Source organism: Collimonas sp. PA-H2 (assembly GCF_002564105.1).
Classification (GTDB): domain Bacteria; phylum Pseudomonadota; class Gammaproteobacteria; order Burkholderiales; family Burkholderiaceae_D; genus Collimonas.
Genome location: NZ_PDBX01000001.1, coordinates 4,903,737 through 4,923,131, shown reverse-complemented (window position 1 = coordinate 4,923,131; position 19,395 = coordinate 4,903,737). Strand labels below are relative to the sequence as shown.

Genomic DNA, 19,395 nt, shown 5'->3' with positions numbered 1-19,395 from the left:
ATAAATCAAATGCACATAAGAAAAAAGGCGAACTTTCGTTCGCCTTTCTTGTATTTTGGCGGAGTGGACGGGACTCGAACCCGCGACCCCCGGCGTGACAGGCCGGTATTCTAACCAGCTGAACTACCACTCCTAAAACTGCTCGCAAATCTTATAAAACAAATTCGCACTTTCCTGCTCAACCACATCGTAAAAAATACGACAATCCAGCCGGTCGAACATTTTGGCGTTTGTCACCACGCCAAAGAACGCTAGTTTACAGCATCTTTCAAAGCTTTGCCAGGCTTAAATTTAGGAACTTTCGCTGCCTTGATCTTGATTGCTTCTCCGGTGCGTGGATTACGGCCGGTGCGGGCCGCGCGCTTACCCACGGAAAAGGTGCCGAAACCAACCAGCGTCACGCTGCCGTTCTTCTTCAGCGTGGTTTTTACTGCCGCGATCATCGCGTCGAGCGCGCGTGTGGACGCCGCCTTGGAAATGTCTGCCGACTTGGCAATATGATCGATCAATTCGGTTTTATTCACTTAGGTCCCCTCATATGAATGGAAATTCGAGATGCGGTTTTCGGGATGCAAGCGAAGCTGGCATCGGCTGCGAAAACATCGCGGGCGGAGTGCAGAAAAAATCTGCAAGCTGGTATTAAACAAGCCGCAAAGCCTTGTGTCAAGCGCCTTCCCGGGATTATGGGGTGGGTTTAACTTGATTTTACAAACTTGATAGATTCAACACTGAATGAATGCGCGCATAAAAAAAGCGCCCTTGCGGACGCTTTTTTAAATCACGGAAATTAAGACCGTGAATTCAACAGCTTAGCGAGTCTTAGTGCTTGACTACGCTAGGGTCGCTCTTCTCGCCGGTCTTGCCGACCGTGGCCGCATCTAGCACTGCTTCTTCTTCGGTCAACGGCACCGGCTGACGCTCCAGGGCAATTTCCAGCACCTTGTCGATCCAGCGCACCGGCACGATTTCCAGCTTGTTCTTGACGTTGTCCGGAATCTCGGCCAAGTCCTTCACGTTCTGCTCTGGAATCAATACCGTCTTGATGCCGCCGCGATGCGCCGCCAGCAGCTTTTCTTTCAAGCCGCCAATCGGCAAGACTTCGCCGCGCAAGGTGATTTCACCCGTCATCGCCACGTCGGCGCGCACCGGAATGCCGGTAAAGATAGACACCAGCGCGGTGGTCATGCCGACCCCGGCCGAAGGTCCGTCTTTCGGTGTCGCGCCTTCTGGCACGTGGATGTGGATATCGCTCTTTTCAAAAGCCTCGCCCTTGATGCCCAGCTTCGCTGCGCGGCTGCGCATCACGGTACGGGCTGCCTCGATCGACTCCTTCATCACGTCGCCCAAGGTGCCGGTACGGATGATGGCGCCCTTGCCAGGCATCTTGACCGCTTCAATGGTCAGCAATTCGCCGCCGACTTCAGTCCACGCCAGGCCGACTACCTGGCCGATCTGGTTTTCTTTCTCGGCCACGCCGTAGTCGAAGCGCCGCACACCGAGGAACTTGTCGATGTTCTTGGAGGTGACGGCCACTTTCTTTTCTTGCTTCTTCAACAGCAGCAGCTTGACCACCTTGCGGCAGATCTTGGAGATTTCACGTTCCAGCGAACGCACCCCGGCTTCACGCGTGTAGTAACGAATGATGTCGCGGATCGCGCCTTCGGCGACGCTGATTTCTTCTGCCTTCAAACCGTTGTTCTTGATTTGCTTAGGCAGCAGGTAGCGTTGCGCGATGTTGGTCTTTTCATCTTCGGTGTAGCCGGACAAGCGGATCACTTCCATCCGGTCCAGCAATGCCGGCGGAATGTTGAAGGAATTCGAGGTCGCCACGAACATCACATCCGACAAGTCGAAATCGACTTCGATGTAGTGATCCGAGAATGTATGGTTCTGTTCAGGATCCAGCACTTCCAGCAGGGCCGAAGACGGATCGCCGCGGAAATCCATGCCGAGCTTGTCGATCTCGTCCAGCAGGAACAACGGGTTGCGCACTCCGACCTTGGTCAGGCTTTGCAGGATCTTGCCAGGCATCGAACCGATGTAGGTACGGCGATGGCCGCGGATCTCAGCCTCGTCGCGCACGCCGCCCAAAGCCATGCGCACGAATTTGCGGTTGGTGGCGCGGGCGATCGATTGCCCCAGCGAGGTTTTACCCACGCCTGGAGGACCGACGAAACACAGGATCGGCGCTTTCAGCTTGTCGACGCGCTGTTGCACGGCGAGGTATTCCAGGATGCGTTCCTTGACCTTGTCCAGGCCATAGTGATCGCCTTCCAGAACTTTTTCAGCGTTACCGAGCTCGTTGTTGACCTTGGATTTTTTCTTCCACGGCAAACCGACCAGCGTATCGATGTAGTTACGCACCACGGTCGCCTCGGCCGACATCGGCGACATCAGCTTCAGCTTCTTCAGTTCGCTCTGGGCTTTTTCCAGCGCTTCCTTAGGCATCTTGGCAGCCAGGATCTTCTTTTCCAGCTCTTCCAGATCCGCGCCTTCTTCGCCTTCGCCCAATTCCTTCTGGATCGCCTTGACCTGCTCGTTCAGATAGTATTCGCGCTGCGATTTTTCCATCTGGCGCTTGACGCGGCCGCGGATGCGCTTTTCCACCTGCAGGATGTCCAGCTCGCCTTCGAGCTGGCCCAGCAGGTGCTCGTAGCGCTTGGCGATATTGAAGATTTCCAGGATCACCTGCTTTTGCTCCAGCTTCAGCGGCAAGTGGGCGGCGATGGTGTCGGCCAGGCGGCCGGCGTCATCGATACCGGACAGCGAAGTCAAGATCTCTGGCGGGATTTTCTTGTTGAGTTTGACGTACTGGTCGAACTGCTGGACGATGGCGCGACGCATCGCTTCCACCTCAGCCTCGTCGCCCAGCTCGGATTCCAGCGGCGTCAGGTCGGCAACGAAATGCGTGTCGAGTTCGCTGATGTGATGGATGCGGGCGCGCTGCGCACCCTCCACCAATACCTTGACGGTGCCGTCAGGCAGTTTCAGCATTTGCAGGATGTTGGCGACGCAGCCGATTTCATAGATGTCGTCCGGCGACGGCTCATCCTTGGCGGCGGCTTTCTGCGCTGCCAGCATGATGCTCTTGCCCTGCTCCATGGCGGCTTCCAGGGCCTTGATGGATTTAGGGCGACCGACGAACAATGGGATCACCATATGCGGAAATACAACCACATCCCGCAAAGGCAAGAGAGGCAACTGAGTCTGTTCAGTAAATGTAGAAGTCGTCATGGCGAGCCTTATCAAAAAAACTTACTAATGATGTTGGCACGAGTGGCCGAAACTCAAGCCCCAGTTTCAACAATAAATCACCACTTCTACGAGGACTTTCAAGAAAGCCCCCGGTTTATGCGCGGGCAAATAAAAAAGCCACACGCGAAGCTGACTTCGGGTGGCTTTGCGATTGAAGCCAAATCGTATATTTTGGGAAATTGTACTACTTTTGGCTCAAAAACCTGCTTAAACCCCTGCTTTTTACAAGGCTTTACAAATCTGCCGGTTTTGCCCGCCTGGCGCCGGCCGACCCGAATCGGCTGCGGCCAGCGCCTGCGGAACCCTGGCGCTTACTTGGCGCCGGAGACCTTTGGCTGTTCATGGTAAATCAATAAGGGCTTGGCGCCGCTGTTGACAGTATTTTCATCGACCACCACCTTGGCAACGTTCTGCTGGCTTGGCAAATCGTACATAACGTCGAGCAAGACGTGCTCCAGGATCGAACGCAGGCCGCGGGCGCCGGTTTTACGGGCCAGCGCACGCTTGGCGATGGCTTGCAAGGCGGCAGGACGGATTTCCAGCTCTGCACCTTCCATCTGCAGCAGTTTCGAATATTGCTTGACCAGCGCGTTCTTCGGCGCGATCAGGATCTCGATCAGGGCGGCTTCGTTCAGCTCCGCCAAGGTAGCGATCACCGGCAAACGGCCGACCAATTCGGGGATCAGGCCGAAACGCGTCAGATCCTCAGGCTCGGCATCCAGCAAGACTTCGCTGGAAGTACGCTGGCTCTGGCTCTTCACATTTGCCGAAAAACCAATGCCGCTCTTTTCCGAACGCTCGGAAATGATCTTCGTCAGGCCGTCGAAGGCGCCGCCGCAGATGAACAGGATATTGGTGGTGTCGATCTGCACGAAGTCCTGGTTCGGATGCTTGCGGCCGCCCTGCGGCGGCACCGACGCCATGGTGCCTTCGATCAGCTTCAGCAAGGCCTGCTGCACGCCCTCGCCCGAGACATCGCGGGTGATCGACGGGTTGTCGGACTTGCGCGAGATCTTGTCGATTTCATCGATATACACGATGCCGCGCTGCGCCTTGTCGACTTCGTAATTGCAGTTCTGCAGCAACTTCTGGATGATGTTCTCGACGTCCTCGCCGACATAACCGGCTTCGGTCAGGGTAGTCGCATCGGCAATCACGAAAGGCACGTTCAGCATGCGCGCCAGCGTCTGCGCCAGCAAGGTCTTGCCGGAACCGGTCGGACCTACCAGCAGGATGTTGCTCTTGGCCAGCTCGATGTCGTCCTTCTTGCCGAGATGCTTGAGACGCTTGTAGTGGTTATATACCGCCACCGACAAGATACGCTTGGCCGGCTCCTGGCCGATCACGTACTGGTCGAGCAGCTCGCTGATTTCCTGCGGGGTCGGCAATTCCGATTTCTGACCATCCAGCGTTTCGACGTTCGAAGCTTCATCGGTAATGATGTCATTGCAGAGATCGATACATTCATCGCAGATGAATACCGATGGCCCGGCGATGAGTTTTTTCACCTCATGCTGGCTTTTGCCGCAAAAGGAGCAGTAAAGCAGTTTTTCGCCGCTGGAAGATTTTTTATCAGGCATAAAGGCAGTATTTAATTAAAACTAGAGTGGCGCATTAAGGGGGCACATGACGAACATTGATTTTATATTACCCGCGAAATCAAGATTCGTCACGCGCAGGCCATTTTTGAAAAGCAAAACGCCCGTACCTTATGGCCGGGCGCTCAGCAATTCCTTCAATTACGCAGTAATCAAGCGCGCGTCGCCAGGACTTTATCAATCAGACCATATTCCACGGCGGCATCCGCCGACATGAAGTTGTCCCGATCCGTATCCTTGCTGATCTGCTCGATGGTCCTGCCGGTCTTGTCGGCCAGGATGCCATTCAGGCGCTCGCGCAGATACAGGATTTCACGCGCCTGGATTTCGATATCCGAAGCCTGCCCTTGAGCGCCGCCCAGAGGCTGGTGAATCATGATGCGCGAGTTCGGCAACGAGAAACGCTTGCCCTTGGCGCCGGCGGCCAGCAGGAAAGCACCCATCGAAGCAGCCATCCCGGTGCACAGCGTCGATACATCCGGCTTGATGAACTGCATGGTGTCGAAAATCGCCATGCCGGCTGAAACCGAGCCGCCAGGGGAATTGATGTACAGCGAAATGTCCTTGTCAGGATTTTCGCTTTCCAGGAACAGCAACTGCGCCACGATCAGATTGGCGGTCTGGTCATTGACCGGGCCCACCAGGAAAATCACGCGCTCGCGCAATAAACGCGAATAAATATCGTACGACCGCTCACCGCGGCCGCTTTGCTCAATCACGATAGGCACCATGCCGAGCATGTCAGTATCCAGTGCCGAATTACGATTAAAGCCTGTCATAGTATTCCTTATGGAGAGCGCTCAAAACCTAATCAATCCACTGACCGCCGCCAGCTTAGCCGGCGGCGGTTACGCAGGCTGATTAAGCCTGTTGCCCGTTGTTGCTCATCAATTCATCGAATGCAACCGACTTGTCAGTCACTTTCGATTTGCCCAACACGTAGTTAACGACGTTTTCTTCCAAAACAAGGGCTTCGACCTCTGCCAGACGGCGACGATCGCTGAAATAATACTTCAGGACTTGTTGCGGGTCTTCGTAGCTCTGAGCAAAGTCTTCGACTTGCGCCTTGACCTGCTCTGGTGTTGCTTGCAATTTGTTTTCCTTGACCACTTCGGCCAGGATCAGGCCCAGGCGGACGCGACGCTCGGCTTGCGCTGTGAACAGCTCAGGCGGGAAAGGCATGTCATTGACCTTCATGCCGCGTTGCGCCATGTCCTGGCGTGTCATTTCGACCAGACGCTCGACGTCCTGGTCAACCAGCGCCTTAGGCACTTCCAGTTCGCTGACCTTGATCAGCGCATCCATCACGCTGTCTTTGTTCTTGGCCTTGACGCGGGAACCGACTTCACGCTCCAGGTTGAGCTTGATGTCAGCGCGCATCTTGGTCAGGTCGCCGTCGTCGATGCCCAGGGTCTTGGCGAATTCCGCGTCGACTTCCGGCAGGTGCGCCCATTCCAGCTTTTTCAGGGTGATGGTGAACTCGGCAGTCTTGCCGGCCACATCCTTGCCGTGGTAATCCGCAGGGAAAGCCAGTTCGAAAGTCTTGGCTTCGCCGACTTTCAGACCGATGGTCGCGGCTTCGAACTCAGGCAGCATGCGGCCTTCGCCCAGAACGTAAGCGTAGTCATCAGCCTTGCCGCCCTGGAATTCAACGCCGTCGATCTTGCCGACGAAGTCGACCGTCACGCGGTCGCCGTTCTTGGCTGTCAGGTCGCTGCCGCCATCGCCGTGCGCGCCTTGCTCGCCCTTGACGTGGTAGTGCACGCGCTGCTTGCGCAGGATGTCGATGGTCTTGTCGATTTCCGCATCGCTGACTTCAGCCTTGGTGCGCTCGACTTCAACTGCGGTCAGATCGCCGATCTTGACTTCAGGGTAGATTTCGAAAGTAGCATCGAAGGCCAGCGTGCCTTCAGCCACGCCTTCGCTATTCTTTGGCTCGATCTTCGGATAGCCGGCGACGCGCAGATTGTTTTCGTTGGCTGCAGTGTTGAAAGCATTGCCGACCTTGTCGTTCAACACTTCAGTTTCCACCTGATAGCCGTATTGTGCGGCGACCATCTTCATCGGCACTTTACCTGGGCGGAAGCCAGGAGCTTTAGCGGTGCGAGCGCGAACCTTCAGGCGTTTCTCGACTTCGGTTTGCACTTCGCTGATCGCGATAGTGAGGGTAAGGCGGCGTTCAAGTTTATCCAGAGTTTCGACTGCAGTTGCCATGTGGATCGTCCAAAAATTAAAAATTCCGTGGTGCGACCAGGGTAATCAGGTTAAATGTTGTCATTTTCACCCCAACCCCGTCGCGCTAAAGTCCGATATTCTATACGTAAAACAGGCGGTTGCGCCAAAACGCATCGCCACGCGCCTATATAAGCGAGCTATTTAGGCGGCAAAAGCCGGCCAGGCCAGCTTATTTCAGCGGAATCGGGCTGCTGGCCGGCACCGGCACGGCGGTCACGCTGTTTTGCGGACTACCATCCACCAGCTTATCCGAATAGGTAAGATAAACCAGCGTATTTCGCTTCGGATCGACCAGGCGCACAATATGTAGACGCTTGAACAATATCGACATGCGCTCGGTGAATACATCTTCCTGCAACGGCAATTTGCCGGTGAATTGCACCGTAGCGGCAACCTGGCGGCAGGCGATCGAAGCCTCGGCCCGGTCTTCCGCCAGGCCCACCGTGCCCTTGACGCCGCCGGTGCGGGCGCGTGACACATAACAGGTCACGCCCTGCACCTTGGGATCGTCGTAAGCCTCCACCACGACCCGGTCATTGCGGCCGACCCAGCGAAAGGCGGTGCTGACCTCGCCGACCTGCTCAGATGCGGCCTGCACCGGCGCCGAAGCTGCGGCAACGGCAGCAAAACCAAGCAAGGCCGCCAGGCAGCGGGATGTTGTAGGCATAGTTATTCCAAGAAAGAAAAATTCGAAAAATCCGATTGTATGCCGAAGCGCCCGCTTTTTTACCTGGCCCCGATACAAAATACAGGGACGTAAAAAAACCCTCGGCTGAGGGTTCTTGAATATTCAGCCAGGCGGTAATTGAATACCGACAGAGCTGGTGCGACCGAGAGGACTCGAACCTCCACAAGATTGCTCTCGACAGGACCTAAACCTGTTGCGTCTACCAATTTCGCCACGGTCGCATTTACTTCACGCCACCCGACACTGTTCAGCAATATCGGGCAGCCCGCTATTCTACTGCAAGCTGCCCGATATGGCGAGGGGCATGACTGTTTTCCTGACAAAATTCTGCCCTCGCGGGCATCCCCGGGTATCCTTTCACTACTGCGGTTTCTTGACCCGGAACCAGGCCGCATACAAAGCCGGCAAAAACAGCAGGGTCAGTCCGGTAGCGACAATCAGGCCGCCCATGATGGCTACCGCCATCGGCCCCCAGAACACCGAGTGCGACAAGGGGATCATGGCCAGCACGGCCGCCGCCGCGGTCAGCATGATAGGCCGGCAACGACGCACCGCCGATTCGACAATCGCATCCCAGGGCGCCACGCCACTGGCGATATCGTGCTCGATCTGGTCGATCAGGATCACCGAGTTGCGGATGATCATGCCGAACAGCGCGATCACCCCGAGCTGGGCGACGAAGCCGAACGGCCGGTGCAGGATCAGCAGCGCGGCAGCGGCGCCGGCAATCCCCAGCGGCCCGGTCAGGAACACCAGCAGCGAACGCGAAAAGCTATGCAATTGCAGCATCAGCAAAGTAAAGATGATGAAAATCACCAGCGGCACATTGGCGGCGATCGAATCCTGCGCCTTGCCGGCATCGTGGGCGGCGCCGGCGATATCGATCACATAGCCCGGCGGCAGCTGCGCCCGGATCTTGTCCAGCTGCGGATTGATCTGGTCGGTCACGGTCGGCCCTTGCACGCCGTCGATGACATCGGCCTGCACGGTAATCGCCCAGTTGCGCCACTCGCGCCAGACCACCCCCGGCTCCCATACCAGCTTGACCGTGGCGACCTGCGCCAGCGGCACCGACTTGCCGCTGGCGGTCGGGATATTGGCCTGGTTCAAGGCGTCGATGGTGGCGCGCTCGTCCAGCGGCTGGCGCACCACGATGTCGATCAGGCGATCGTGCTCGCGATACTGGCCGATGGTGCTGCCGGTCAGCAGAGTGTTGACGGTCTGCATCACGGTTTGCGAACCTATCCCCAGCGTACGCAATTTATCCTGGTCCAGATCGACCCGCAGCACCTTGACCGATTCATTCCAGTTGTCGTTCAGGCCGATGATGTTCGGATTGCCGTTCATCACGCTCTTGACCTGGTCGGCAATCGCCCTGACCTTGGTGGCATCGGTGCCGCTGACGCGGAACTGCACCGCATACGGTACCGGCGGTCCGCTCGGCAGCAACTTGACCCTGCCACGCACTTCGGGGAAACCGCGCTTGAAGGCGTCAGTGATCTTCAGGCGCAAGGCATCGCGCGAGGCCAGGTCCTTGGTCAGCAGCACCAGCTGCGCCACATTGGTCTGCGGCAGGATCTGGTCGAGCGGCAGGTAAAAGCGCGGACTGCCGCTGCCGACATAGGTGGTCATGCTTTCCAGCTCCGGCGCGTTGTGGATAAACGCCTCGAATTTCTTGGCCTGCGCTTCGGTGGCGGCAAAGGACGAGCCTTCCGGCAGCCACAGTTCGATCATCAGTTCCGGCCGGCTGGAATCGGGGAAGAACTGCTCCTCGATGAACTTAAAGCCGAACACGCCCAGCGCAAACACCATCAGCGTCAGCGCGATGGTGGTCTTGCGCCACTCGACGCACCAGTTGACGGCGCGCCGCACGCGTGAATAGAACGGCGTGTTGAACAGTTCGTGATGGCCGTCGGCGCCGGCGGCAGGCTTGACCTTCAGCAGCAGATAGCCGATATACGGCGTGAACAGCACCGCCACCAGCCAGGAAATCAGCAGCGCCAGCGCATTCACCGAAAACATTGAAAACGTGTATTCGCCGGCAGCCGACTTCGCCAGGCCGATCGGCAGGAAGCCGGCGGCGGTGATCAGAGTGCCGGTCAGCATCGGCATCGCGGTCGAGGTGTAGGCAAAGGTCGCCGCTTCCAGCCGCGACAAGCCCTCCTCCATCTTGCGCACCATCATTTCCACCGCGATGATGGCATCGTCGACCAGCAGGCCGAGGGCGATGATCAGCGCGCCCAGCGAGATCTTGTGCAGGTCGATGCTGAAGATGCGCATGAACAGGAAGGTCACCGCCAGCACTAGCGGGATCGTCAACGCCACCACCAGGCCCGGCCAGATATCGATGCGGAACGGCTTGGTATGGAATCCGAGCGAAAGAAAACTCACCGCCAGCACGATCAGCACCGCTTCCATCAAAGTCTTGAGGAATTCATCGACCGATTCGGCGACGATTTTCGGCTGGTTGGAGACCCGCTCCAGGTTAATGCCGACCGGCAGCTTGGCCTTGATTTCCGCGGTGATGCGCGCCATGTCCTTGCCCAGCGCAATGATGTCGCCGCCCTTCACCATCGAGACCCCGAGCCCGATCACTTCCTTGCCGTTGTAGCGCATCTTCTGCGACGGCGGATCGATGTACTCGCGCTTGATAGCGGCGAAATCGCCCAGCCGGAAGGTGGTGTTATTGGCCCGCAGCTGCAGGTTTTCCAGGTCCTTGGGCGAGGCCAGCGCGCCGCTGACGCGGATCTGCAGGTTGTCACTGGCAGTCACCAATATGCCATTGGCTTGCAGGGCGTTCTGCGCACTCAGCTGGTTGACGATGTCTTGCGCCGAGATGCCCAGCTGGGAGAATTTTTTCTGCGAAAATTCAATGAAGATCTTTTCATCCTGCACGCCGAACAAATCCACCTTGGCGACCGACTGCAAGGTCAGCAGCTGCTGGCGCACGAAGTCGGCGTAATCCTTGACATCGGCATAATTGAAACCGTCGCCGGACACTGCGAAGATGGAACCGTAGGTTTCGCCGAACTCATCGTTGAAGAATGGCCCCAGCACGCCCTGCGGCAAAGTCAGCTTGATGTCGCCGACCTTCTTGCGCACCTGATACCAGGCGTCCACCGTATCCTTGGGCGTGGCGGATTCCTGCAAGGTCAGGATGATCAGCGTTTCGCCCGGCTTGGAATAGCTGCGGATGGTGTCTATATGCGGCGTTTCCTGCAGCTTCTTTTCCAGCTTGTCGGTCACCTGGTCAGCCATCTGCAAGGCAGTGGCGCCCGGCCATTGCGCCGACACCACCATGGCGCGGAAAGTAAACGGCGGGTCTTCGTCCTGCCCCAGCCGGCCGTAACTCAGGATGCCGCCGATCACCAGCACCACCATCAAGTAGCGCGTCAGCGGAATATGCTCAAGCGCCCAGCGCGAGAGATTGAAACCACCCTTTTTGCCGTCGCTCATCGGGCCGCTCCGCTGACAGCGGCAGCGGCGCCGGCAGCCGCTGTCTTGGCGGCTGGCAGGCTGGCTTCCGGCGCGTTCAGGATGGTGACTTTCTGGCCAGGCTTCAATTGATTCACGCCTGCCGTGACCACCTGCTGGCCAGCCTTCAGCCCGCCCTGGATCCAAACTTCATTGCCGTGCTGGCCAGTGATTTCCACCGGCACCTGGCGCACCTGATGCACGCTGCCGCCCTCGACCACCCACACCACGCTGTGGTCCTGCACCCGCAGCAGCGCGGTGAGCGGCACCTTGATGGCGTCGTCGCTGGTCTTGCTGATGAACGAGGCATAGGCCGTCATGCCCAGCTTGACGTTGGGCGTATCGTCAGGAATCGCAATCTTGATGGCATAGGTGCGCGTCACCGGATCGGCGATCGGCGACACTTCACGCACCGTGCCGCGAATCAGTTGCTTGGGATCGGCCCACAGGCGCACCTGGACGTCGCTGCTGCGACGCAACTGATCGACCTGGTTTTCCGGCGCCCCCACCACTACTTCCTTGGCGCCCTGGCGCGCCACGCTGACCACCGGCGTGCCGGCCGCCACCACCTGCCCGGCTTCCGCACTGATGGCGGTCACCACGCCATCGACATCGGATTCCAGGGTGGCATAGGCGGTTTGATTCAGCTGCCCCTTGAACGCCGCCTCGGCCTGGTCATAAGTCGCTTGCGCCGCCTTGAAAGCGGTGTCTTTCGCATCCAGCACCGCCTGGCTGACGAAATTCTTGTCGCGCAACTCCTGATAGCGCTTCAAGTCGGCCTTGGCGGTATCGCGGTTGCTGGCGGCGGAGGTCACCGCCGCCACCGCCTGCGCCTGCGCCAGCTGCAAATCCTTCGGATCCAGCCGCATCAGCACCTGGCCGCGCTTGACCACTGCGCCGAGGTCTACCTGGCGAGCGATGATCTTGCCGCCGACACGAAAACCCAGCTGCGATTCATAGCGCGCCTGCACTGCGCCTGGAAGCTCGGAAGTGACGTCGGCGTTGGCCGGATTCAGTACGGTCACGCGCACCGGGCGGATATCCTCGGCCTTTTCCGGCGCCTTGGAGCAAGCCGCCAGCAAGAATAATGTATAAACAAGCAATAGCCGGGGAACACGCCGGCGGGCACTCATCAAGCCATGGGCAGGGGCGAGAGAACGCGGATTTATCAAGGTCGACACGTTTTTTCCTTTACTATTCTGGGCTGTTGTCGGTTTGCGCATTGCCATCAGGACACATTGCTATATATAGAAAGGCGGGCTGCTGCTACAGCTTTCATCCCGCCTTCAAAAATTACTAACTCCAAAGTCAGTAATTATAATTGCGAGCGATCAATTTTGCTCAAGGCTTTTTTGCGCCTGTCGACAACAGGCATGAAAGTATCTTTTTAATCAATGTTTTACCGGCCTGCGCCTCATGTCTACTAACCATTACGAAAATTTCCCGGTAGCATCAATACTCTTGCCGGCTCGCTTGCGCCCCGCGGTCAAGGCCATCTATGCCTTTGCTCGCAGCGCCGACGACATTGCCGATGAAGGCGACGCCAGCCCTGAGCAGCGTTTGCGAGAACTGGGCGCCTATGAAGCCGCGCTGGACCGGATAGAACAGCAGCAAGCGGCCGAAAGCCCGCTATTCAAGGCGCTGCAGGAGGTCATCATGGCATATCGCTTGCCGCTGGCGCCGTTTCGCGACCTGCTGTCCGCCTTCAAACAGGATGTGGTCACCACCCGCTACGACCAGTTTATCGACCTGCTTGACTATTGCCGCCGCTCGGCCAACCCGGTCGGCGTGCTGATGTTGCATTTATATGGTGCGGCCAGCGAACAAAACCTGCGCGATTCGGATGCGATCTGCTCGGCGCTGCAGCTGATTAATTTTTGGCAAGACGTCGCCATCGACTGGGACAAGGCGCGGATTTACCTGCCGCTGGAAGACATGCAGCACTTCGGCGTGTCGCAGGCGCAGCTCGCCAGCGGCGCCTGCGACCTTGCCTGGCGCCGCCTGATGGAATTCGAAGTACAACGCGCACGCACCATGATGACGGGCGCCCAGGGCCTGGCGCTGCGGCTGCCGGGGCGGATCGGCTGGGAGCTGCGGCTAGTGGTGCAAGGCGGCTTGCGCATCCTGGAAATGCTGGAAGCAGCGCAATACGATATGTTCCGCCAGCGGCCGAAGCTGGGGAAAGCCGACTGGCTGCTGCTGGCTTGGCGCGCCTTGCGCATGGCATAACAAAAATCGATAAAAATCAGCAAGCAAGCAGCATTTCTTACGTATACTTCGGACAAGTTGTTTTCAAGCTGTCCGCAGCCAAGAATATCCAAGTATTCATTACCGCTCATTACCGTTCTATATCCATGTCCCCAGACGATTACTGCCAGCAAAAAGCCGCCCAAAGCGGTTCCAGTTTCTACTACAGCTTCCTGTTCCTGCCGGTCGAGCGTCGCCGCGCCATTACTGCCCTGTACGCGTTTTGCCGCGAAGTGGACGACACCGTCGATGAATGCACCGACGAAAGCGTGGCGCGCAGCAAGCTCATGTGGTGGCGCAAGGAAATCGCCGCCATGCTGGCCGGCAATGCATCACACCCGGTGACCCAGGCGCTGCAACCGCATCTGCTGACCTATGGACTGGAAGGCAAGCACCTGCAAGCGATCATCGACGGCATGGAAATGGATTTGAACCAGACCCGCTATCTGGACTACCCCGGCCTCAAGCAATACTGCTGGCATGTGGCCGGCGTGGTCGGCATCCTCTCGGCCAGCATCTTCGGCGTAAGCCAGCCGCAAACCCTGCAGTTCGCCGAAAAGCTCGGCCTCGCTTTCCAGCTCACCAACATCATCCGCGACGTCGGCGAAGACGGCCGCAAAGGCCGCATTTATTTGCCGGTGAACGAGCTGCAGCAGTTCAATGTCACCGCCGCCGATATCCTCAACGCCCGCTACAGCGAGAACTTCGTCAACCTGATGCGCTTCCAGGTAGCGCGCGCCCAGCAAGCCTACGATGAGGCTTTTACCCTGCTGCCGAAGCAAGACCGCCGCGCCCAGCGCCCCGGCTTGATGATGGCGGCGATCTACCGCGCCCTGCTGAGCGAGATCGAACGCGACGGTTTCCATGTGCTGAACCAGCGCATTTCGCTGACCCCTATCCGTAAATTGTGGCTGGCGTGGAAGACTTATGTGCGCGGCTAAATTGATCCCGTCCTCCCTCTTTTCCATTTCTTGAGATGACCGTCCAAGCGCAGCATATTGCAGTGATCGGCGCCGGCTGGGCCGGCTGCACCGCAGCCGTCGAACTGACGCAAGCCGGCCACCAGGTTGCCTTGTTCGAAGCCAGCCGCCAGCTGGGCGGCCGCGCGCGCCGGGTCGACATCGACGACATCGTGCTCGACAATGGCCAGCACATCCTGCTCGGCGCCTACAAGCAAAGTTTGCAGATGATGCGCAAGGTCGGCATAGCTCCGGAACAAGCCATGCTGCGCCTGCCGCTACAGATGAACTACCCGGCCGGCAGCGGCGGCATGACCTTTACAGCACCACGCCTGCCGGCGCCCTTGCATCTGCTGGTGGCGCTGTGGCGCGCCAGTGGACTGCAACGTGAAGACAAGCTGGCGCTGGCGCGCTTTTCCTCGGCCGCGCGCTGGATGGACTGGCGCCTGAACGACGATTGCAGCGTCAGCACCCTGCTGGAACGCTTCGACCAGACAGACCGCCTGATCCAGCTGATGTGGCGCCCCTTGTGCATCGCCGCCCTCAACACCCGCCCCGAGCACGCCTCGGCCCAGGTCTTCCTGGCGGTGCTGCGCGACAGCCTGGGCGCCCGCAGAAGCGCTTCCGACATGCTGCTGCCGCGGCGCGATCTGAGCAGCCTGTTTCCGCAACAGGCTGCAGCCTTCATTGAAGAACGCGGCGGCAGCCTGGAGTCCGGCCGCAGCGTCAAGCAAGTGCGGCGCGACGGCCAGCAATGGCAGCTGCAAAGCAACGACGCCAGCCAGAACTTCGACGCCGTGGTCATCGCCACGCCGCCGGAAACCGCGGCCACGCTGCTGGATGGCAGCGCCAGTGCCGAGCTGTTGGCCACATTGCGCAGTTTCGCCTACGAACCGATCACCACCTGCTATCTGCAATATGCCAGCGCCACACGCCTGCCACAGCCCTTCTTCGCTCTGGTCGACGATCCGGCCAACGCCAGCGGCGCCGCGGCCTGGGGTCAATTCGTGTTTGACCGCGGCCAGCTCGATCCGGCTCAGGCCGGCCTGCTGGCGGTGGTCATCAGCGCATCGTCCGAAGCGATCCAAGACGGCCATCAAGCTTTGGGCAGCGCGGTCGCAACCCAGATTGCCACCGCATTCAAGCAGCCGCAGCTGGCGCAGCCCTTGTGGACCAAGGTAATTTCAGAGAAACGCGCCACCTTCGCCTGCACCCCGGGTCTGGCGCGGCCGGCCAACGACAGCGGCCTGGAACGGCTGATGCTGGCAGGCGACTACATCGCCAGCGACTATCCTGCGACCCTGGAATCGGCGGTGCGCAGCGGCCAGCAGGCGGCAAAGGAATTGCTGCTGCAGCTGCGTTGACATCCTGGCCACTTGAAAAAGCTTCATGTCAGGCATCAATTGAATTGCATTGCGGATGCATTCTTTTCATCTAAGATAGCGGCACACTATAAATATCAGATTTTTGGAGAGTCCCATGTCTGTCATCACCTGCGTTGAAGATCTGCGCCTGCTGGCCAAGAAACGCGTCCCCAAGGCATTCTACGACTACGCCGACAGCGGCTCCTATACTGAAAGCACCTATCGCGCCAACAGCACCGACCTCGCGGCCCTGAAATTGCGCCAGCGGGTCGCCATCAACGTCGACCAGCGCTCTACCCGCAGCAGCATGATTGGCGAGGACGTAACCATGCCGGTGGCGATTGCGCCGACCGGACTGACCGGCATGCAATGGGCCAACGGCGAAATGCTGGGCGCCATCGCGGCCGAAAAATTCGGCATTCCATTTACCCTGTCGACCATGAGCATCTGCTCCATCGAAGACGTCGCCAGCGTGACCACCAAGCCGTTCTGGTTCCAGCTGTACGTGATGCGCGACCGCGGCTTCATCAAGTCGCTGATCGAACGCGCCAAGGCCGCCAAGTGTTCGGCGCTGGTGCTGACGCTGGATCTGCAGATCCTCGGCCAGCGCCACAAGGACCTGAAGAACGGCATGTCGGTGCCGCCCAAGATGACCATCGCCAACCTGCTCGATCTCGCCAGCAAACCCGGCTGGGCCCTGCGCGCGCTCAGTGGCCGCAAGTCCTTCGGCAACCTGGCCGGCCATGTCTCCGACGCCGACGGCATCATGACCCTGAGTAAATGGACTGCCAGCCAGTTCGATCCGACCTTGTGCTGGGATGATATCGCCTGGATCAAGGAGCAATGGGGCGGCAAGCTGATCCTGAAAGGGATTCTGGATGTGGAAGACGCCAAGATCGCCGCCACCACCGGCGCCGACGCCATCGTCGTCAGTAATCACGGCGGCCGCCAGCTAGATGGCGCGGTCTCGTCGATTTCAGCCTTGCCGGCGATCGTCGACGCGGTCGGCGACCAGATCGAAGTCTGGTTCGACGGCGGCATCCGCAGCGGCCAGGATGTCTTGAAAGCGGTGGCGCTCGGCGCCAAGGGCACCATGATCGGCCGCGCTTTCCTCTACAGCCTCGGCGCCATGGGCGAAGCCGGCGTGACCCGCATGTTGCAGATCCTGCAGCAGGAACTCGATGTCAGCATGGCCCTGACCGGCACCAGGGATATCAAGGATGTGGGACCGCAGATCCTGAGCTGAACTGCGGGTAATCCCTTAAAGCTTGCCGGCCTTTTGCAGGCGCTGCGTCAAGCCTTCGGCGATATCGTCGTGATCGAACTTCTTGGCCAGGTCGATCGCATTCATTCCGACATCGTTTTTCAGGGTGACGTCGGCGCCGCTGTCGAGCAGTAGCTTGACGGTTTCGATCTTGCCGGCGCGCGCAGCCATCATGATCGGCGTCGTATTATTGGGTGAGCCGGCGTCGATATAGGCAGACGCATCCAGCAGCATCTGCACGATTTCATTATTACCGATCGCCGCCGCATAATGCAGCGCAGTCCAGCCGGTATTGTTAGGTTCGGCCTCCTTGTCCAGCAGGGCCTTGACTGTCGCCACGTCGCCTTTGTAGGAAGCAATCATCAAAGCCGTGTCGCCGTTGCGCGCGCGCAGGTTGAGATCGATGCCGCGCGCATTGAGCAAGACATTGAACACTTTCTTAGAATCCTCGCGCACAGCTATCATCAGCCCGGTTTCGCCGCGCTCTTTCTTCGCCAGGTTGGGATTGACGCCCGCGGCCAGCAGCGCCTTCATGCTGCGCTCATCGTCCAGCTGCGCTGCCTTGAAGTAATCGTCGGCATTGCTGGCCTGGCTCACGGGCGGCAAAAATGCCAGCGCCGACAGCAGCAGCAAGGCTGAAAAGCGCGCACGATTATGCATGCGATTGAGTAAATTAAACATGCGCCTGATCCTTTGCCAGCTTGAACAAATTGAAAAAATTATCGGTGGTTTGCTGCGCCACCTGGCTCGCCGGCACACCCTTCAGATTGGCCAGGAATTCGCCGACATGCATGACCCAGCCCGGCTCGTTCATCTTGCCTCGATGCGGCACCGGCGCCAGGTAGGGCGAATCGGTTTCGATCAAGGTGCTGCTCAGAGGCACGGCCAGCGCCACCGCCTGCAACTCCTTGGCGCTCTTGAAGGTGACGATGCCGGAAAAGGAAATATAGAAACCCATGGCGATCGCCGCTTCGGCTACCGCCAGCGACTCGGTAAAGCAATGCATGACGCCGCCGGCGCCGCCGGCATCGGTGCCGGCGCCCTCTTCCTGCATGATGCGGATGGTGTCTGCCGAGGCAGCACGGGTGTGGATGATGAGCGGCTTGCCGGTGGCGCGCGAAGCGCGGATATGGCGGCGGAAGCGCTCGCGCTGCCATTCCAGGTCGCCCTGCAGGCGGTAATAGTCGAGGCCGGTTTCGCCGATGGCGATGATCTTCGGATGGTCGGACAGGCGGATCAGGTCGTCGACGCTGGGTTCCGGCGTATCTTCATAATCGGGATGCACGCCGACCGAGGCATAGATATGCGGATAGGTCTCGGCCAGCGCCAGCACCTGCGGGAAATCCGGCAGATCGACCGATACGCACAATGCATGGGTGACCTGGTTTTGCGCCATCTTGGCGAGGATTTCCGGCATCCTGGCGGACAGTTCCGGAAAATTGATATGGCAATGGGAATCGATATACATGGACAGGATTATATCGCTTGCACGCCCATCATCAATAACGGGAGCGTAGAGTGGGCACATTTTGCGCCCACTGCATTTATTCCGCCAGGCCCAAAGCTTGTTTCTGCAGCTGGATCAGTTCGCTGATGCCGCCTTGCGCCAGGTCAAGCAAGCTGTTCAAGGTAGGACGGTCGAAGGCGACGCCTTCCGCCGTGCCCTGCACTTCGATGAAATGGCCGGTATCGGCCATCACCACGTTCATGTCGGTATCGCAGCCGGAATCTTCGACGTAGTCCAGGTCCAGCACCGGTGCGCCCTGATAGACGCCGACCGAAATCGCGGCGACAAAATGCTTGAGCGGAATCGCGGCAATCGCCTTGCTTTCCAGCAGCTGCGTGAAAGCATCGTAGGCGGCGACCATGGCGCCGGTGATGGCAGCAGTACGGGTGCCGCCGTCAGCCTGGATGACGTCGCAGTCCAGATGCAAGGTGCGTTCGCCGAAAGCCTCCAGATCGAAAGCGGCGCGTAAGGAACGTCCGATCAGGCGCTGGATTTCCTGGGTGCGGCCGGATTGCTTGCCGCGTGCGGCCTCACGGTCCATGCGGGTATTGGTGGAGCACGGCAGCATGCCGTATTCCGCGGTCAGCCAGCCCTGCCCCTTGCCCTTGAGGAAGCCAGGGACTTTTTCTTCCAGGCTGGCGGTGCAGATCACTTTGGTGTCGCCGAACTCGACCAGCACCGAACCTTCGGCGTGCTTGGTGTAATTGCGGGTCAGGCGCACGGTGCGCAAGGCATCGGCGGCGCGTCCGCTAGGACGGGTAATAGTTGGCATACTCAACTCATTTCTTATAGTGTTGGGGACAG

The 19,395-nt window shown here is 58.8% G+C and carries 15 protein-coding genes and 2 tRNA genes; 4 read left to right on the top strand and 13 right to left on the bottom strand.

The genetic code is table 11. The features are described from left to right. Positions 1-56 precede the first annotated feature (56 nt). The 10 genes from BCF11_RS22580 to BCF11_RS22535 form a co-directional block, all read right to left on the bottom strand. Positions 57-133, bottom strand: a tRNA-Asp gene (locus tag BCF11_RS22580). Between the two features lie 118 nt (positions 134-251). Then, positions 252-524, bottom strand: coding sequence for an HU family DNA-binding protein (locus tag BCF11_RS22575; RefSeq protein WP_062114624.1), 273 nt, complete (start codon positions 522-524; stop codon positions 252-254). Between the two features lie 295 nt (positions 525-819). Next, complete coding sequence (gene lon, locus BCF11_RS22570) at positions 820-3,234, bottom strand: endopeptidase La (RefSeq protein ID WP_098496721.1); 2,415 nt, start codon at positions 3,232-3,234, stop codon at positions 820-822. Between the two features lie 332 nt (positions 3,235-3,566). Continuing rightward, positions 3,567-4,835 (bottom strand): ATP-dependent Clp protease ATP-binding subunit ClpX, encoded by a 1,269-nt coding sequence (clpX, locus tag BCF11_RS22565; protein WP_061941512.1) that lies wholly within the window; start codon positions 4,833-4,835, stop codon positions 3,567-3,569. Positions 4,836-5,005: 170 nt separating this feature from the next. Continuing rightward, on the bottom strand, positions 5,006-5,632 hold the full coding sequence (gene clpP / locus BCF11_RS22560; protein ID WP_092412075.1) for an ATP-dependent Clp endopeptidase proteolytic subunit ClpP: 627 nt from the start codon (positions 5,630-5,632) through the stop codon (positions 5,006-5,008). An 82-nt stretch (positions 5,633-5,714) separates the two neighbouring features. Next, the gene (gene tig, locus BCF11_RS22555) at positions 5,715-7,067 is read right to left on the bottom strand and encodes a trigger factor (RefSeq protein ID WP_098496720.1); all 1,353 of its coding nucleotides are present in this window, start codon (positions 7,065-7,067) and stop codon (positions 5,715-5,717) included. A gap of 190 nt (positions 7,068-7,257) precedes the next feature. Next, positions 7,258-7,755, bottom strand: a complete 498-nt coding sequence (locus BCF11_RS22550; protein WP_098496719.1) for a CreA family protein — start codon at positions 7,753-7,755, stop codon at positions 7,258-7,260. A 155-nt stretch (positions 7,756-7,910) separates the two neighbouring features. Further along, positions 7,911-7,997, bottom strand: a tRNA-Leu gene (locus BCF11_RS22545). A gap of 139 nt (positions 7,998-8,136) precedes the next feature. Next, on the bottom strand, positions 8,137-11,232 hold the full coding sequence (locus BCF11_RS22540) for an efflux RND transporter permease subunit (RefSeq protein ID WP_098496718.1): 3,096 nt from the start codon (positions 11,230-11,232) through the stop codon (positions 8,137-8,139). Then, complete coding sequence (locus BCF11_RS22535; protein ID WP_233212599.1) at positions 11,229-12,431, bottom strand: efflux RND transporter periplasmic adaptor subunit; 1,203 nt, start codon at positions 12,429-12,431, stop codon at positions 11,229-11,231. The genes BCF11_RS22540 and BCF11_RS22535 overlap by 4 nt, the downstream gene beginning before the upstream one ends. A gap of 235 nt (positions 12,432-12,666) precedes the next feature. Between BCF11_RS22535 and hpnC the strand changes: the two genes are divergently transcribed. From hpnC to BCF11_RS22515, 4 genes are all read left to right on the top strand, one after another. Next, positions 12,667-13,479: a squalene synthase HpnC gene (gene hpnC, locus BCF11_RS22530; RefSeq protein WP_098496716.1), complete on the top strand. Its 813-nt coding sequence runs from the start codon at positions 12,667-12,669 to the stop codon at positions 13,477-13,479. A 125-nt stretch (positions 13,480-13,604) separates the two neighbouring features. Then, the gene (gene hpnD, locus BCF11_RS22525; RefSeq protein ID WP_098497654.1) at positions 13,605-14,438 is read left to right on the top strand and encodes a presqualene diphosphate synthase HpnD; all 834 of its coding nucleotides are present in this window, start codon (positions 13,605-13,607) and stop codon (positions 14,436-14,438) included. Positions 14,439-14,473: 35 nt separating this feature from the next. Beyond that, positions 14,474-15,820, top strand: a complete 1,347-nt coding sequence (hpnE, locus tag BCF11_RS22520) for a hydroxysqualene dehydroxylase HpnE (protein WP_098496715.1) — start codon at positions 14,474-14,476, stop codon at positions 15,818-15,820. Between the two features lie 115 nt (positions 15,821-15,935). Beyond that, on the top strand, positions 15,936-17,066 hold the full coding sequence (locus BCF11_RS22515; RefSeq protein WP_098496714.1) for an alpha-hydroxy acid oxidase: 1,131 nt from the start codon (positions 15,936-15,938) through the stop codon (positions 17,064-17,066). Positions 17,067-17,081: 15 nt separating this feature from the next. Here BCF11_RS22515 and BCF11_RS22510 read toward each other — a convergent pair whose 3' ends face one another. From BCF11_RS22510 to rph, 3 genes are all read right to left on the bottom strand, one after another. Next, on the bottom strand, positions 17,082-17,765 hold the full coding sequence (locus BCF11_RS22510; RefSeq protein ID WP_098496713.1) for an ankyrin repeat domain-containing protein: 684 nt from the start codon (positions 17,763-17,765) through the stop codon (positions 17,082-17,084). After that, entirely contained in the window at positions 17,758-18,552 is a 795-nt protein-coding gene (locus BCF11_RS22505) for a TatD family hydrolase (protein WP_098496712.1), read from the bottom strand. Before BCF11_RS22505 ends, BCF11_RS22510 begins: the two co-directional genes overlap by 8 nt. Before the next feature lie 76 nt (positions 18,553-18,628). Then, complete coding sequence (gene rph / locus BCF11_RS22500; protein WP_098496711.1) at positions 18,629-19,363, bottom strand: ribonuclease PH; 735 nt, start codon at positions 19,361-19,363, stop codon at positions 18,629-18,631. Positions 19,364-19,395: the final 32 nt, after the last annotated feature.

What these genes read in the sequence shown, in the direction of transcription:
- clpP (WP_092412075.1), bottom strand. Translation starts at nt 5,632, where the DNA reads ATGACAGGCTTTAATCGTAATTCGGCACTGGATACTGACATGCTCGGC.
- BCF11_RS22550 (WP_098496719.1), bottom strand. Translation starts at nt 7,755, where the DNA reads ATGCCTACAACATCCCGCTGCCTGGCGGCCTTGCTTGGTTTTGCTGCC.
- tig (WP_098496720.1), bottom strand. Translation starts at nt 7,067, where the DNA reads ATGGCAACTGCAGTCGAAACTCTGGATAAACTTGAACGCCGCCTTACC.
- clpX (WP_061941512.1), bottom strand. Translation starts at nt 4,835, where the DNA reads ATGCCTGATAAAAAATCTTCCAGCGGCGAAAAACTGCTTTACTGCTCC.
- BCF11_RS22540 (WP_098496718.1), bottom strand. Translation starts at nt 11,232, where the DNA reads ATGAGCGACGGCAAAAAGGGTGGTTTCAATCTCTCGCGCTGGGCGCTT.
- lon (WP_098496721.1), bottom strand. Translation starts at nt 3,234, where the DNA reads ATGACGACTTCTACATTTACTGAACAGACTCAGTTGCCTCTCTTGCCT.
- BCF11_RS22505 (WP_098496712.1), bottom strand. Translation starts at nt 18,552, where the DNA reads ATGTATATCGATTCCCATTGCCATATCAATTTTCCGGAACTGTCCGCC.
- hpnD (WP_098497654.1), top strand. Translation starts at nt 13,605, where the DNA reads ATGTCCCCAGACGATTACTGCCAGCAAAAAGCCGCCCAAAGCGGTTCC.
- BCF11_RS22515 (WP_098496714.1), top strand. Translation starts at nt 15,936, where the DNA reads ATGTCTGTCATCACCTGCGTTGAAGATCTGCGCCTGCTGGCCAAGAAA.
- rph (WP_098496711.1), bottom strand. Translation starts at nt 19,363, where the DNA reads ATGCCAACTATTACCCGTCCTAGCGGACGCGCCGCCGATGCCTTGCGC.
- hpnE (WP_098496715.1), top strand. Translation starts at nt 14,474, where the DNA reads ATGACCGTCCAAGCGCAGCATATTGCAGTGATCGGCGCCGGCTGGGCC.
- hpnC (WP_098496716.1), top strand. Translation starts at nt 12,667, where the DNA reads ATGTCTACTAACCATTACGAAAATTTCCCGGTAGCATCAATACTCTTG.
- BCF11_RS22510 (WP_098496713.1), bottom strand. Translation starts at nt 17,765, where the DNA reads ATGTTTAATTTACTCAATCGCATGCATAATCGTGCGCGCTTTTCAGCC.